The organism is Pseudomonas sp. HY13-MNA-CIBAN-0226, assembly GCF_040310305.1.
Lineage (GTDB): Bacteria > Pseudomonadota > Gammaproteobacteria > Pseudomonadales > Pseudomonadaceae > Aquipseudomonas > Aquipseudomonas gregormendelii.
In genome coordinates this window covers 1-292 of sequence record NZ_JBEOPS010000141.1, presented here as the reverse complement: position 1 = coordinate 292, position 292 = coordinate 1, and the positions used below count along the sequence as shown (strand labels likewise).

At 49.7% G+C, this 292-nt stretch carries 1 protein-coding gene; it reads right to left on the bottom strand.

The features are described from left to right. Positions 1-5 precede the first annotated feature (5 nt). Positions 6-292: NAD(P)H-dependent flavin oxidoreductase (locus tag AAEZ05_RS28135; RefSeq protein WP_502947799.1), on the bottom strand; the 287-nt coding region annotated here is incomplete at its 5' end.

The window sequence follows — 292 nt, the reverse complement described above, 5'->3', positions numbered from 1 at the left end:
CAATACTAAAGCGGCGGCCCGATACCGCCAGAGGCGATGACAGGGATTGATAGCTGTTTGACGGCAGCTGGGATGAGCACCAAGCCACCGATATCTTCCTCTCCTGAGTGACCGGCACACTCAAAACCATCAATAGATATCACGTCGACACCGTGGCGCTCAGCAGATAAGGCGTGACGAACCGATACACATTTATGAATGGTGATTATGTTAGCCGCTTTGGGTTTTGCCATAAAGTCTCTGGGATTATTGCCAGCGGTTTCTAAAATCTTGACCCCACTTTCGATAATGG